The sequence below is a fragment of the Stenotrophomonas sp. JAI102 genome (assembly GCF_013409105.1).
Lineage (GTDB): Bacteria > Pseudomonadota > Gammaproteobacteria > Xanthomonadales > Xanthomonadaceae > Stenotrophomonas > Stenotrophomonas maltophilia_AA.
This window is the reverse complement of sequence record NZ_JACCCI010000002.1, coordinates 390309-403730: the sequence shown is the minus strand read 5'-3', so window position 1 is coordinate 403730 and position 13422 is coordinate 390309. Positions and strand designations below refer to the sequence as shown.

General features: G+C 69.3%; 12 protein-coding genes. 5 read left to right on the top strand and 7 right to left on the bottom strand.

Going from position 1 to position 13422, the window contains the following annotated elements; all coding sequences use genetic code 11:
• Positions 1-80 precede the first annotated feature (80 nt).
• Entirely contained in the window at positions 81-821 is a 741-nt protein-coding gene (locus HDC96_RS10420) for a DUF4124 domain-containing protein (RefSeq protein ID WP_257018729.1), read from the top strand.
• A 25-nt stretch (positions 822-846) separates the two neighbouring features.
• A complete protein-coding gene (locus HDC96_RS10415; protein WP_179459928.1) occupies positions 847-1500 on the top strand; it encodes a DUF4124 domain-containing protein in 654 nt (217 codons plus the stop codon).
• A gap of 72 nt (positions 1501-1572) precedes the next feature.
• Here the strand turns inward: HDC96_RS10415 and HDC96_RS10410 are convergent, their stop codons facing one another.
• Positions 1573-2349 carry an SDR family oxidoreductase gene (locus HDC96_RS10410; RefSeq protein ID WP_019183576.1) on the bottom strand — a complete coding sequence of 259 codons (777 nt, stop codon included), beginning with the start codon at positions 2347-2349 and terminating at the stop codon, positions 1573-1575.
• Positions 2350-2503: 154 nt separating this feature from the next.
• Between HDC96_RS10410 and HDC96_RS10405 the strand changes: the two genes are divergently transcribed.
• Entirely contained in the window at positions 2504-2746 is a 243-nt protein-coding gene (locus HDC96_RS10405; protein ID WP_218842142.1) for a hypothetical protein, read from the top strand.
• 73 nt (positions 2747-2819) lie between these two features.
• On the opposite strand, the gene sppA is transcribed toward HDC96_RS10405, so the two are convergent.
• The 4 genes from sppA to HDC96_RS10385 all read right to left on the bottom strand — a co-directional run bounded on the left by sppA (position 2820) and on the right by HDC96_RS10385 (position 7847).
• Positions 2820-4727, bottom strand: coding sequence for a signal peptide peptidase SppA (gene sppA / locus HDC96_RS10400; protein WP_179459927.1), 1908 nt, complete (start codon positions 4725-4727; stop codon positions 2820-2822).
• A gap of 75 nt (positions 4728-4802) precedes the next feature.
• The gene (locus tag HDC96_RS10395; protein WP_179459926.1) at positions 4803-6167 is read right to left on the bottom strand and encodes an MATE family efflux transporter; all 1365 of its coding nucleotides are present in this window, start codon (positions 6165-6167) and stop codon (positions 4803-4805) included.
• Positions 6168-6286: 119 nt separating this feature from the next.
• On the bottom strand, positions 6287-6850 hold the full coding sequence (locus tag HDC96_RS10390; protein WP_179459925.1) for a DUF3106 domain-containing protein: 564 nt from the start codon (positions 6848-6850) through the stop codon (positions 6287-6289).
• A complete protein-coding gene (locus HDC96_RS10385; RefSeq protein WP_179459924.1) occupies positions 6843-7847 on the bottom strand; it encodes a hypothetical protein in 1005 nt (334 codons plus the stop codon). The genes HDC96_RS10390 and HDC96_RS10385 overlap by 8 nt, the downstream gene beginning before the upstream one ends.
• 437 nt (positions 7848-8284) lie before the next feature.
• Here HDC96_RS10385 and HDC96_RS10380 point away from each other — a divergent pair, with 437 nt between their 5' ends.
• A complete protein-coding gene (locus HDC96_RS10380) occupies positions 8285-10465 on the top strand; it encodes a primosomal protein N' (RefSeq protein ID WP_179460387.1) in 2181 nt (726 codons plus the stop codon).
• 14 nt (positions 10466-10479) lie between these two features.
• On the opposite strand, the gene HDC96_RS10375 is transcribed toward HDC96_RS10380, so the two are convergent.
• Positions 10480-11100, bottom strand: a complete 621-nt coding sequence (locus tag HDC96_RS10375; RefSeq protein ID WP_179459923.1) for a glutathione S-transferase — start codon at positions 11098-11100, stop codon at positions 10480-10482.
• 76 nt (positions 11101-11176) lie between these two features.
• A complete protein-coding gene (locus HDC96_RS10370; RefSeq protein WP_123730048.1) occupies positions 11177-11938 on the bottom strand; it encodes an NYN domain-containing protein in 762 nt (253 codons plus the stop codon).
• A 162-nt stretch (positions 11939-12100) separates the two neighbouring features.
• Between HDC96_RS10370 and HDC96_RS10365 the strand changes: the two genes are divergently transcribed.
• A complete protein-coding gene (locus HDC96_RS10365; RefSeq protein WP_179459922.1) occupies positions 12101-13393 on the top strand; it encodes an NAD(P)/FAD-dependent oxidoreductase in 1293 nt (430 codons plus the stop codon).
• Positions 13394-13422 lie beyond the last annotated feature (29 nt).

Sequence of the window (13422 nt, the reverse complement as noted above, 5' to 3'; positions counted from 1 at the left end):
ACCCGCACACTGCGCGCATGACCCTGCGCCCTGCCTTGTGGTTGTCCCTGTTCGCCGTGCTCGGCCCCCTCACGCCTGCGATGGCCCAGAGCGACAATGTGCGTGTCTATCGCTGCGTCGGCAGCAACGGCGCCGTCTCGCTGCAGGATGCACCGTGCCGCGAAGGTCGCCAGGAAGTGCGCGACATGCAGCGCCCGCGCGACCCCGCCCCGCGCGTGGTACGCAGCGACCGCGCGCCCGACCCGACACCTGCAGCGCGAGCACCCGACCGCGAGATCCGCTACGTGCACGTGCAGCCGCCGCAGCCGATGTACGAATGCACCACCAGCGAGGGCGACACCTACGTCAGCGACAGCAGCGAGGGCAATCCGCGCTGGGTGCCGATCTGGACGAATGCCTATCTGCCCTATCGGCCCGGCCCGCGGCCACCGCCGGGTGGCTACCCGCCCTCACGGCCGTTGCCACCGATCATGCCGATGGGCAGCGGCGCGGTGCGCAGCAGTGGCGGCTCGCTCTCCGTCAGTGGCGGCGGCTCACGGGTCGGCGGCAGCATCAACATCGGGGGTGGCAGCTCGCAGTGGCAAGGCGGTGGCTATCCGTACCCGGGTGTGGAGAACAACGTGGTGGTGCCGGCCGGCAACGTACTGGTCCGCGACGAATGCCATGCGCTGCCCGCACAGGAAGTCTGCTCGCGGCTGAAAGACCGGCGCTGGAATCTGATCCGCCGCTACAACAGCGCGCTGCAGGGCGAGCGCGACGCGCTGACCCGCGAGCAGCGCGGGATCGATGCGCGCCTGGACCAGGACTGCGGCGGCCACTGAGCGCGCTGCGCTCTACACTGATGCGATGAAACGACGGTTCCTGCTGCTCCTGTTGCTCGTGCCCCTGCCGGCGGCCGCCGACGATGCGGTGTTCTTCCGCTGCACCGATGCGGGCGGCAACCTGACCATCCAGAGCGTGGCCTGCCCGGCCGGCAGCGAGCAGCGCATCCAGCGGATCAGCGCACCGGTCCGCGCGCCGGCCGACCTGCCGTCCACGCCGGTCGCACCCACCTCCCGTCACACCATGCCGCCGTTGCCGCAGGAAGGTGACGAGGACAGCGGCCTACTCGACAGCGCGGCGCTGCGCCCGGAAGCGCCGACGGCCGGACCCGACGACGACGCGCCGGCCAGGCCGCCGCTGCCGGAGATCTATCAGTGCGTCTCCGCCGAGGGCAGCCGCTATCTGCACGAACGCGAACCGGCGCCGTCGCGCTGCGAGTCGCTGGCCATCACCGGCCTCGGCGGCAGCAGCCCGCCCAGCAATGCGGCCAGCTGCGAAGTCGTGCGCGATGTCTGCGAGCCCGTGGCGGAAGCCCAGCGCTGCAGCAGCTGGCAACAGCGCTTCCGCGATGCGCGCGGCCGCGAGCGTTTCGCCGCGCCGGAAAATCAGGCGGCCGCGACCGCCGAGCGCGCGCGCCTGGAAGCGGTGTTGGCGGAGAGCGATTGCCCCGTGCCATGACTGGACTCACCGTGTGCCATGACCGCGTTCTGCCGCGCACCCTGTGACCGGTAGTGCCGGCCGCTGGCCGGCTCAGAACCCGTAGCGCAGGAACCCGCCATCCACCGCGATGCACTCGCCGGTGACGTAGCTGGACGCGGGCAGGCACAGGAAGCCCACGGCCGCAGCCACCTCTTCCGGCTCGCCGATGCGGCGCATGGGGGTGCGATCGATCACCTGCTCGTAGTAATCCGGATCGGACAACGGCCCGGAGGTGCGCCGGGTGCGGATGTACCACGGCGCCACGGCGTTCACGCGGATGCCGTCCTCGGCCCATTCCACGGCCAGGTTGCGGGTCATCTGGTGCATCGCGGCCTTGGTCATGCCGTACACCGCACCACTGCGTACATGGGTCAGGCCGGAGACGCTGCCCACATTGACGATCGCCGAGGCCGCGTGCCGGGCCAGCAGCGGGTGCGCGTAGCGTGACAGCTCGAACGCCGAGAACAGATTGGTCTCGAAGATCCCGCGCCACTCGTCTTCGGTGTATTCGGTGGCCGGCTTGCTGATGTTGCCCCCGGCGTTGTTGACCAGGATGTGCAGGCCATCGCTGTGGTCTTCCACCCAGTCCAGGATCTCGCGACGATCCTCGTCGTCGGAGACGTCGGCGGCCAGGCCGTGGATCTCCCGGTCAGGGAAGGCATCGGCCAGTTCGTCGCGGGCCATTTCCAGGGCGTCGGCATCGCGGCCGACGATCAGCAGGTCCGCACCGAAGCCCAGCAGTTCGCGCGCGATCGCCAAGCCGATGCCGGCACTGGCGCCGGTGATCAATGCGGTCTGTCCATCCAGTCGCCAACGTTGCGCGCTCACGCCCTTCTCCTGCAGTGATCCATGGAATGCGGCACCCACGGTGCTGCCCGGATAGGATAACGCGCGATGGCCCGCGCACCGGAGGCCATCACGCGCGATGCGCGAGGCGGTGGGACACTGGTCCTCCGCTACCGGCTCAACGAGGGAGGTTGCCATGACGATCCGTATTGCCCTGCCGCTGCTCGCGATGATCGCGCTGAGCGCCTGCAACCGCCCGGTGCCGCCGGCACCGGATACACCGCCGGAACCGCAGGCCACCGAACTGCGCGATGCAATCCAGAAACCGATCGACCGCGCCAGGTCGGTCGGCGACACCCTGCAGCACTCCGCTGATGCACAGGCGGCCGAGGTGGATCGTGCCACCGGCGATACGCCACCGCCCGACCCCAGCCCCTGACCCCACCGGCCGGAGAGCAGAACGCCCGGCACAGGCCGGGCGTTCGGGTGTCATACGGTGCCGCTGAGGCCGCTTACAGACCGCAGAAGCAGTACACCAGCGTCTTGACCGGCGCGGCGTTGTTGCGCGGGTCGCGTGCGGCGTCTTCGACGAAGCGCAGCTGGGTGTCCAGCTCCGGCATCGAACGGGCCAGCATCAGACGCGCCATGCCCGACTCGCCCAGCATCCAGGCACCGGCATGGCTGCCGGCGAAGCCGCTGAGGAACTGCGCGAACGGCGTGGCCGCCTTCTCGATGTAACGCACGCGGAACTTGCCGGCCTCACCGAGCTTGGCGCGGCTGGCGGCATCGGCGACGGCGGTCTTCAGGCCACCGAACTCATCGACCAGGCCGCGTTCCTTGGCCTGCGCACCGCTCCACACACGGCCACGAGCGACTTCATCGACGGCTTCCACCGGCTTGTTGCGCGCGGCGGCGACCTTGCCGGTGAAATCGGCGTAGCCCTTGTTGATCACCGACTGGATGACCTGGCCCACGGCCGGGTCCATCGGGCGGGTGATGTCGAACGCACCGGCGAAGCGGGTGGTGCCCACGCCATCGGTATGCACGCCGATCTTGTCCAGCGAGCGGGCCACGTTCGGGATCATGCCGAAGATGCCGATCGAACCGGTGATCGTGGACGGGTCGGCATAGATGCGATCGGCATTCATGCTGATCCAGTAACCGCCCGAAGCAGCCAGATCGCCCATCGAGACCACCACCGGCTTGCCGGCTTCCTTCAGCGCGACCACTTCGCGGCGGATCTGCTCGGAGGCGAACACTTCACCGCCCGGCGAGCTGACGCGCAGCACCACGGCCTTCACGTCCTTGTCGTCGCGCGCCTCGCGCAGCAGCGCCGAGGTCGATTCGCCACCGATGCGGCCGGCCGGCAGATCGCCGCCGGAGATTTCACCGGAGGCCACGATCACCGCCACCTGCGGACGCGAGTCCACCGGCGAGCGACGGCTGTCGAGCACGCTCAGGTACGCATCGAGGTTGACGTTGCGGTAGCCACCGTCGGCGTCATCGTCGGCGATGCCGCGTTCGGTCAGCAGGGTGTCCACTTCCTCGCGCGTCTTCAGGCCGTCGACCAGCTTCTGCTGCAGGGCGAACTTGGCCAGGTCGCCACCGGCGGCAGCGATGCCTTCGGGCATGGTGTCGATGCCGGCGGCCAGCTGTGCCGGGTCGAGCTTGCGCGCCTTGGCGATGTCGGCCAGGTAGCGCTGCCACACATCGTTCATCCAGAACAGGTCGGCTTCCTTGGCCTGCGGCGAAGCGGCATCCAGCACGTACGGTTCGGCAGCCGACTTGTACTCGCCCACCTTGAACAGGTGCACGTCCACGCCGAGCTTGTCCTGCAGGCCGGTGCGGAAGTACTGGCGGTAGCGACCCAGGCCCTCGAGCACCACGCCGCCCATCGGATCCAGGTAGACCTCATTGGCCTGCGAGGCCAGCAGGTACTGCGACTGGCTCATGTTCTCGCTGAAGGCCACCACCTGCTTGCCGGCGGCACGCAGTTCCTGCAGCGCGACGGTCACTTCGCGCATCGAGGCGAAACCGCTCGGCTGCAGCTTGTCCAGCTCGAGCACCACGCGCTCGATCTTCTTGTCGGTCTTGGCGGCCTCCAGCGCGCGGATCAGATCGCGCAGCTGGATTTCTTCGGCGCCCTTGTCACCGACCGCCTTGCCCAGCGCGCGGCTGACCGGATCGGCACTGAACTGCTCGACCAGACGGCCTTCGGGTGCGATCACCAGGGTCGTGCGGTCCTGCAGCGATGCCGTCGAGGTCGCGCTCTTGCCCATCGCGACGATGAACAGGATCAGGATCAGGAACAGCAGGCCGAAGAACACCAGGTTGAGGATGAGCCGGCGGGTAAAGTTCATCACATCCCACAGCCCGATGAAGAAGCTGGCGACGGGATTGCGACGCGCGGGTTGGTTCATGGGGGTAACTCCAGAGTGGCTTCTTGCCGTGGTGCCAGAATAGCCGGTGCCGGGCGCGCCGGCATCGGACACAAGTCAGGGTGTCAAAGGGAGCCCGGCGCGGGCGCTGCTCACGCGCAGGCGCCAGGCCATCAGGATGGCGGCGGCGGTCAGGCCCAGGATCAGGCCCAGCCACATCCCCTGCGGGCCCATGCCCAGGCCCAGTCCCAGCCCGGCGCCGAGCGGCATGCCCAGGCCCCAGTACGAGAACATCGCGATGAACATCGGCACGCGGGTGTCCTTCAGCCCGCGCAGCGCGCCGGCCGAGAGCACCTGGATGCCATCCGGGAACTGGAACGCCGCCGCATACAGCAGCAGGGTCGAGGCCAGCGCGGCCACGCCCAGATCGTTCGTATAGACGCCGACGATGGCGTCATGGCCGAACAGCAGCACCAGCGCCGAGAGCGTCTGGGTGCCCAGGATGATCAGCAGCCCGGCGATCGCCGCGCGGCGCACGCCCAGCCCGTTGCCGCTGCCGACCGCATGACCGACCCGCACCGTAGTGGCCTCGGCCACGCCCATCGGGATCATGAAGCACAGCTGGGCGACGTTGATCGCGATCTGGTGCGAGGCCGCTTCGGTGGCACCGAGGCGGCCGATCAGCAGTGCGGTGACGATGAACAGTCCGCCTTCCATCAGCACGGTGATGCCGATCGGCAGGCCGGTCCGCAGCAGGTCCCAGATCGCGCTCCAGCGCGGTGCCTCGACATGCGAGAAGAGCTGCAGGTGGGCGAAGCGCTTGGTTTTCCAGAGGTAGCCGGCGAAGCACAGCGCCTGCAGCCACATCATGATCGCCGAGGCCATGCCCAGGCCTTCGGCGCCCATCTCGGGGAAGCCAAGTTTGCCGTAGCAGAGCACGTAGCCCAACGGCGCCAGGACCAACAGGCCGCCGAAGCCAAGCAGCATCGTCGGCAGCGTCCAGTGCATGCCCTCGCTCAGGTAGCGCATGCAGAAGTACAGCGTCAGCGCCGGGCCGCCCCAGCGCACCGCATGCAGGAACGCGGTCGCGCCGGGCACGATGTCCGGCGCGATGCCGAATGCCGGCAGCAGCGGCGGCACCACCGTGAGGAAGGTGAACATGATCAGGCCCAGGCCCAGCGCCAGCCACAGCGCCTGCCGGAACAGCGGGCCGATCTCGCGCTCGCGGCCCGCGCCGTGCAGCTGCGAGACCGAGGCGGTCAGCGAGATCAGGGTACCGATCGGGATCAGCATCGGCAGCCACAGCAGCGCCGTGCCGATGGTGACGGCCGCGAGCGTGTGGGTGCCGTGGTGACCGGCGATCACGTTGTCGACGAAGGAAATCAGGCCGGTGGAAACATGGCCCAGAACCAGCGGCAGCGCGAGCAGACCGGTGGCGCGCACTTCCCGGGAGAGGCGCGGCGTGGAGGAAGCGGTAGACATGGACGTCACAGACGGCAACTGCGGTCGCGCGCGGAGGGCACAGGCACCGGGTTGCGGCCCGACATCTTACGCGCGCGGCCGGGGAAAAGCCGCGCTTTCAGTTAAACGTGGCGATGCCGTCAGTGCCCGACGTGCTCGCGCAGCCAGGTATCACGCGCGCCCGGGGCCACGGCCAGGAACTCGGCGCGGACGCGGTCGCGGTCCTGCGGCGGGGTGCGCTGGGCGACCAGGGTCAACTGGGTGAGCTGGGACGGCGTGAGCTGGCGCAGCACCGCCAACGCGGTCGGGCGCTGCTCGGCCGGCAGATAGCCGAACAGGCCCTGCAGCTTGGTGAACTCGTGGCCGAGCTGCGGGCCGAGCAGCCAGCCGTCGCGGAAGCGCTGGTCCTGCTCGGCGAAGCGCTGGCGCAGCGCCTGCTGCTGGGCCGGAGGCAGCGCCGCAACCCGCGCCGCGGCGGCACGGACGCGGGCACGCTCGCTTTCGCCCATGGCCTGCCAGGCGGCATAGCGGCTGCGCAGCTCGCGCAGCTGGGCCGGGTCCAGCGCTGCCGGGGTCGCCGGGATGGCCGGCGCGGTGGCACGGGTCGGTGCGGGCACGGCGAGAGGAACCTCGACCCGGTTGGGGGCAGCGCTGGCGGCGCTCGACAGCCCCAGGGCGATCAGCAGGAAGGCAGGCTTACTCATCGGCGGCAGCCGTCTCCAGGCCGGCGGTAGCGGGTTCGGGGCGGCTGGGCTGGGCCTGCGATTCGTCGACCGGGACGGGGCCGCCGGCGGCGAACCACGCGTACAGATCGGCATCGCGGGCGGTCGGCAGGTCCGGATCGGCCAGCATTGCCGCATCGCTGGCAGCGTACGGCGACGCGCTCGGGGCCACGGTCGGCAGGTCGTCGGCAGGCAACGCTTCCACGGTGACCGGCCCCGCATCGGCGACCGCGCCTTCGGGGGCCGTCACCTCCGGCCCGCCGGCCTGGCGGGCGTGTTTCCACCACGCCGCGCCACCGAGCAGCACGCCGGCGGTGACGGCCACGATCAGCACGCCCTTCCACGGGAAGCGACGGCCACGCGGGCGCTTGACCGGTTGGCGCTGGGCGGGCGCATCGGACTTGACCGGGGTGCGCCAGGAGGCGGCCTCCGGCTGCTGGCTGGCCGGTGCCGCGACCGGTTGCTGCAGGCGCTGCAGCCGGCTGGCCGGGAGATCGCGGATGCGCAACTGGACCTGCTCGGCCAGGGCGCGCCAGCCGGCGGCATCCGGATTGCCATGGGCATCGCGGGGGCAGGCATCGGCCAGGGCGTGCTGATAGTCGGCCATCGGCAGATCCAGGATCTGTCCGGCCGCCGCTTCGTCCAGACCGCCGCCGATCCGCAGCAGGAACGCGAGCCGCGCCGGCGGGGTCAGGCCAGCCAGGTGCTCCAGCGGCGCCGGCCACCGGCCCGGGGTCGGCTCGCGCAGCGGCGCGCGGTGCACCAGCAGCGACCAGAACCGCTCCGGCCACTGGACCATGGGCAGGTCGCTGGCGATCCCGGCAAAAGCCCGCATGACCGCGACCAGGGCCTGCTCGGCGACGGTCGGGTTGCCGCACTGCAGCTCGGCCACGACCAGGGCGCGGCGTTCAACGCCACGGAGAAACGCCGACAGCGCGCCGGCTGCGGTAGAGGAAACAGGGGCGGGCGCAGCCGTCATAGCAACTCCATCATTGTGTGGAAATGATAGCGATTGCGTCACTCCAGCGGCGCGCGGATGTTCATTTCCTGTGAGCGGCCACGGTCCGCAAAGCCTTCCGGCGCAAAAGGTTGTGCACAGCACCACGGAAAACCGGGGTAGAACCACACGTGAGCCCCGCGTCAAGTCTGTTTCAACTTTGTTTCACAGCTATCCTGCTGTTTTTATTGACTATTGTATCTTGGCTATTTTTTGACCAACGTGAGAGGAACGTCGGAAGTTCCTGACGCAGGGCGGTCACATACGCAGTGGCACACAGACTTATCCACAGAAGATGTGGATAAGCCTGAATCTCCAATCAAGTCGGATATTTAGGTGGGATTTATGATTTGGCGCGCATCCCGTTGAGACGGTGAATGGGCGTGATCGGGTCCGCCGCCGCCCGCTACACTGACCCGATGACCTCCTCGTCTTCGACCCTGCGCGTCGCCCTCCCGGTGCCGCTGCCGCACTTGTTCGACTACGCCCCGCCGCCCGGCCCGGATCCGGATCCGGCGATGACCGGGCAGCGGGTCCGGGTGCCGTTCGGCTCCCGGGAGCTGGTCGGGGTGGTGGCGGGGATCGGCCAGGTGGAGGACCCGGGCAGCCTGCGCGCGGCGATCGAGTGGATCGACACCACCCCGCTGGTCACCGGCGAGCTGTGGCGCTCGCTGCAGTGGCTGGCGCGCTACACCCATGCCCCCCTGGGCGAAGTGATCAGCACCGCGCTGCCCGGCCCGCTGCGGCGCGGGGAGGCCGTGCCGGATACCCATCAGTGGGGCTGGCAGTTGACGGACGCTGGCCGCGACCCGCAGCCCAGGCTGCGCAGCGGTACCCGCCCGCAGCGCCTGGCTGAATGCCTGGCCGAGGGCGTGGTGAACGAAGACCGGCTGGATACGTTGATGGACGACTGGCGCAGCGCTGCCCGGTCGCTGGCCAAGCGCGATCTCGTCGAACGGATCGCGCTGGCGCACGCGCCGGCCGTGGCATCGCCGGCCAGCGGTCCTGCCCCCAATGCCGAACAGGCCGAGGCGATCGCCGCGATCACCGCCGCCGACGGTTTTGCCGCCTACCTGCTCGATGGCGTGACCGGCAGCGGCAAGACCGAGGTCTACCTGCAGGCGATCGTCGCCTGCCTGGCGCGGGGCAGGCAGGCGCTGGTGCTGGTGCCGGAGATCGGGCTGACCCCGCAGACGCTGTCGCGCTTCCGCAACCGCCTGGGCATTCCGGTGCATGTGCTGCACTCGGGCTTGAACGACAACGAGCGTGCCCGCGTCTGGGCGGCCGCCGCGCGGGGTGAAGCACAGGTCATCGTCGGCACGCGTTCGGCGGTGTTCACCCCGCTGCCGAATGCGGGCCTGATCGTGATCGACGAGGAGCACGACGGCAGCTACAAACAGCAGGACGGCATCCGCTACCACGCGCGTGATTTCGCGCTGGTACGCGCCAAGGCGCTGGACGTGGCAGTGGTGCTCGGCAGCGCCACGCCGTCACTGGAATCGCTGCACAACGCGCATGCCGGGCGGTATACCCACCTGCGCCTGAAGCAGCGCGCGGGCGCGGCGCGTCCGCCGGTGGTCCGCGTGCTCGACGTGCGCAAACGGCCGCTGCGCGATGGGCTCTCGCCGGAAGTACTGGCCGGCATCACCCAGCACCTGCAGGCCGGGCACCAGGTGCTCGTCTTCAAGAACCGCCGCGGCTATGCCCCCGTGCTGCTCTGCCACGACTGCGGCTGGACCGCACCGTGCCAGCGCTGCGATGCGCCGATGACCGTGCACGCCGGCGGCCGCCGCCTGCAGTGCCACCACTGTGGCGCACGCCAGTCCGCGCCGCTGGCGTGCCCGGACTGCGGCAGCCTCGCGCTGCAGCCGCAGGGCATCGGGACCGAACGACTGGAAGAACACCTGGTCGAGGCCTTCCCGGACTTCCCGGTGATCCGCATCGACCGCGGCACCACCGGCAAGCGCGATGCGCTGGAAACCCAGCTGGCCTCGCTCGGTGATCGCGCGGGCATCCTGGTCGGCACGCAGATCCTGGCCAAGGGCCACGACCTGCCGAAGCTGACCCTGGTGGTGGTGGTGGGTATCGATGAAGGCCTGTTCTCGGCCGACTTCCGCGCCAGCGAAAAACTCGCGCAGCAGCTGATCCAGGTCGCCGGCCGCGCCGGGCGCGCGGTCGATGCGGGCGAGGTCTGGCTGCAGACGCATCACCCGGGGCATCCCCTGCTGGAGACGCTGGTCAACGGCGGCTATCACGCCTTCGCGGAGGCCGAACTGCAGCAGCGCGAAGCGGCCGGTTTTCCGCCGTTCGCGCATCTGGCCCTGCTGCGTGCCGAAGCGCAACAGGTGGAGCATGCCAACGCGATGCTGAGTGCCGTGCGTGCCCTGATTCCCGACGATGCCGCCGTGGAGCGCTACGGCCCGATGCCGGCGCCGATGCCCCGCCGCGCCGGCTACCAGCGCACACAGCTGCTGCTGTCCTCACCCGCCCGGCGCCCGCTGCATGGCGTGCTGGATCAGGTGACACCGCAGATTTCCGCGCTGCCGCAGGCACGCAAGGTGCGCTGGTCGCTGGATGTGGATCCGATGGATCTGTATTAGGCCGGCACGGCCTCTCAGGTCAACGCCGTCATGACCCCACGCTGATACGCCGGCCGCTGCTTCAACCGCGCGTACCACGCCGCCAGATGCGGCAGGTCCGGGCGCTGGATCGGCATCTCGAACCAGGCATAGATGAAGGCGCCCAGCGGGATATCGCCCATCGCGAACTGCTCGCCGGACAGATACGGCTGCCGCGACAGCGCGTCATCGGCCACCGCCAGCAGCTCGCCGGAGCGCACCAGCGCCGCCGCGATACGGGCCTCGTCGCGGTCGGCCGGGGCCGTCCGCAGCGTGCCCCAGAACAGATCGCGGAACACCCCGGCGAAGGTCGAGGTGGTCCAATCCATCCACTTCTCCGACTGTGCGCGCGCCACCACGTCTTCCGGGTACAAGGTGCCCAGCGCGTAGCGCGCGGAGAGATAGCGCACGATCGTGTTGGACTCCCACAGCGGCAGGCCGTGGTCCTCGATCACCGGCACCAGACCGTTGGGATTCATCGCACGGTATTCCGGCGACTGCGTGCCACCGAATGCACCGCCGACCTCGATCGACTCGTAGGGCGCCCCGATCTCCTCGGCACACCACAGCACTTTGCGCACGTTGCTGGAATTGCGACGGCCCCAGATTTTCAGCATGGTCGGACTCTCGTAGCGGGCGATGCGCGGCACCGGGGTCGCGCGGTGCCGCTACGATACGCCCAACCGCGCGCCGTTACTTCGCCGCCTTCGCCGCACTCTTCTTCGGCAGTGCGCGCACATAGGTCGATTTGCCGTCCTTCTTCATCTCGAACAGACCGGTCGCGGCCAGCAGATCGCTGAGTTTGCCGTACCCGTAATTGCGCGAATCGAAGGAAGCCTGGTTGCCGATCTGGCTGCCGACCGGGCCCAGGTGTGACCAGCCATCCTCGGCTTCGGCCGAGGTCACCGCGCGCCGCAGCATCTGCACCAGCCGGGTGTCGTTGCGCAGCTCCGGGCCGCTCTTGCGCGGGCGGGTCTCCTCGTTGTCCTGCTCCACCTCCTGATCGGCCGCATGCGGCTGACCCAGGGCTTCGATATAGGTGAACTTCGAGCAGGCGTTGACGAATGGCTCCGGCGTCTTCTTCTCGCCGAAGCCATACACCTTGACCCCGTCGGTCAGCAGGCGCATCACCAGCGGGGTGAAATCCGCATCGCTGGAGACGATCGCAAAGCCGTCCAGGTTGCGGGCGTACAGCATGTCCATCGCATCGATCACCATCGCCATGTCCGAGGCATTCTTGCCGCGGCTGTAGGCGAACTGCTGGATCGGGCGGATCGCGTATTCGTGCAGCACCGATTCCCACCCTTTCAGGCGCGGGCTCTTCCAGTTGCCGTAGGCGCGGCGGACATTGGCCACGCCGTAGCGGGCGACTTCGGCCAGCACCGCATCGATCTTGGACGAGGGCGCGTTGTCGGCATCGATCAACAGGGCGATGCGCTTTTCCGGTTCGGACATCTCGGTCTCCAGCGTGGGATCGGATCGGCCATCGGACAAGCGCGATGGCCCCTGAATCCAGTATCGGCCATCGACGTGAACATCGCGCTTCACGTGCGACCATGGGCCGCATCACGAGACGACCTGCGCCGCCCCCCTCCGGCGCCCGCCAAGGAGTGAAGCATGACCCGCGATCCCACGCCCCACCTGCTCATCATCGGTGGTGGTTTTGCCGGCCTGTGGGCCACCCGTGCCCTCGCCTCGGCACACGTGCGCATCACCCTGGTGGACCGTCGCAACCACCATCTGTTCCAGCCCCTGCTTTACCAGGTGGCCACGGCGGGCCTGTCGGCCCCGGATATCGCCGCGCCGCTGCGCCACATCCTCGGCGACCAGCGCAACGTTGAAGTGCGGCTGGGCGAAGTGACCGACATCGACAAGGCGGCGCGCACCGCGACCCTGGCCGATGGCACGCAGATCGCCTACGACACCCTGATGCTGTGCACCGGCGCCACCCACGCGTATTTCGGCCACGACGAATGGGCCACCGATGCGCCGGGCCTGAAGACGCTGGACGATGCCATCGCACTGCGCCGCAAGCTGCTGCTCGCCTTCGAGCGCGCCGAGGCCGAACCCGACCCCGCGCGCAAGGCGGCGTGGCTCAGTTTCGCCGTGGTCGGCGGTGGCCCCACCGGCGTGGAACTGGCCGGCACCCTGGCCGAGATCGCACGACACACGCTGCGCAATGAGTTCCGCCATATCGATCCCGCCTCGGCCAAGGTCCGCCTGGTCGAGGCCGGGCCGCGCGTGCTGTCGACGTTCCCCGAGGTGCTCTCGCTCAAGGCGCGTCGGCAGCTGGAGAAGCTGGGCGTGGAAGTGCTCACCGGCACCCCCGTCAGCGACATCAATGCCGAAGGCTTCCAGCTCGGCGACCGCTTCGTCGAGGCTCGTACCGTGGTCTGGGCCGCGGGTGTCGCCGCCTCACCGCTGGCGCGTACGCTGGACGTCCCACTGGACCGCGCCGGCCGCGTGCCGGTGCAGCCCGATCTCACGCTGGACGGCCACCCGGAAATCTTCGTCGCCGGCGACCTCGCCGCACTGACCCAGGCCGACGGCAAACCGGTGCCCGGCGTCGCGCCGGCGGCCAAGCAGATGGGCAAGCACGTAGCGACCACGATCCAGGCACGGCTGGCTGGCAAGCCTGCGCCGGGCCCGTTCAACTACCAGGACTTCGGCAACCTGGCGACCATCGGCCGCATGGCCGCGATCGTTCACCTCGGACGCCTGCAGCTCTCCGGCGTGCTGGCCTGGTGGTTCTGGCTGGCCGCGCACGTGTTCTTCCTGATCGGCTTCCGCAACCGCGTCGTGGTGCTGCTGAACTGGGCGGTGGCGTACTGGAGCTACCAGCGCAGCGCGCGGATCATCTTCGGCGATGCGCAGGATGATCGCCGGCCGAAACGACCGCCGACGCCGTGATCGTCCGTGCCGCAACAGTGGCAGCCGGC

Coding starts and splice junctions, on each gene's coding strand:
- HDC96_RS10380 (WP_179460387.1), top strand. CDS start 8,285: ATGACCTCCTCGTCTTCGACCCTGCGCGTCGCCCTCCCGGTGCCGCTG.
- HDC96_RS10370 (WP_123730048.1), bottom strand. CDS start 11,938: ATGTCCGAACCGGAAAAGCGCATCGCCCTGTTGATCGATGCCGACAAC.
- HDC96_RS10365 (WP_179459922.1), top strand. CDS start 12,101: ATGACCCGCGATCCCACGCCCCACCTGCTCATCATCGGTGGTGGTTTT.
- HDC96_RS10420 (WP_257018729.1), top strand. CDS start 81: ATGGCCCAGAGCGACAATGTGCGTGTCTATCGCTGCGTCGGCAGCAAC.
- HDC96_RS10390 (WP_179459925.1), bottom strand. CDS start 6,850: ATGAGTAAGCCTGCCTTCCTGCTGATCGCCCTGGGGCTGTCGAGCGCC.
- HDC96_RS10415 (WP_179459928.1), top strand. CDS start 847: ATGAAACGACGGTTCCTGCTGCTCCTGTTGCTCGTGCCCCTGCCGGCG.
- HDC96_RS10385 (WP_179459924.1), bottom strand. CDS start 7,847: ATGACGGCTGCGCCCGCCCCTGTTTCCTCTACCGCAGCCGGCGCGCTG.
- HDC96_RS10405 (WP_218842142.1), top strand. CDS start 2,504: ATGACGATCCGTATTGCCCTGCCGCTGCTCGCGATGATCGCGCTGAGC.
- HDC96_RS10395 (WP_179459926.1), bottom strand. CDS start 6,167: ATGTCTACCGCTTCCTCCACGCCGCGCCTCTCCCGGGAAGTGCGCGCC.
- sppA (WP_179459927.1), bottom strand. CDS start 4,727: ATGAACCAACCCGCGCGTCGCAATCCCGTCGCCAGCTTCTTCATCGGG.
- HDC96_RS10375 (WP_179459923.1), bottom strand. CDS start 11,100: ATGCTGAAAATCTGGGGCCGTCGCAATTCCAGCAACGTGCGCAAAGTG.